General features: G+C 61.0%; 1 pseudogene. It reads left to right on the top strand.

Going from position 1 to position 254, the window contains the following annotated elements:
• A pseudogene (locus tag SB679_RS25350) lies at window positions 1-254 on the top strand (polyphosphate kinase 2 family protein); the annotation flags it as partial.

Genomic DNA, 254 nt, shown 5'->3' with positions numbered 1-254 from the left:
CACAGCGGGCAAAGGCGGAATCATTGGCCACGTGGTGGGTTCGATGGATCCACAAGGCGTGCAGTTGGCGGCCTTCAAAGCCCCGACGGATGAAGAGAAGTCCCATGACTTCCTCTGGCGGATCGAAAAGCGGTCCCCTGAGGCCGGAATGGTGGGCGTTTTCGTCCGTTCCCATTACGAGGACGTACTGATCCACAGGGTCCATGGGTGGGCTGACGCCGCCGAACTGGAACGGCGGTACGCCGCCATTAACG

The organism is Chryseobacterium sp. SIMBA_029, assembly GCF_046535275.1.
GTDB lineage: Bacteria > Bacteroidota > Bacteroidia > Flavobacteriales > Weeksellaceae > Chryseobacterium.
This window is presented reverse-complemented; position numbering and strand designations above follow the sequence as displayed.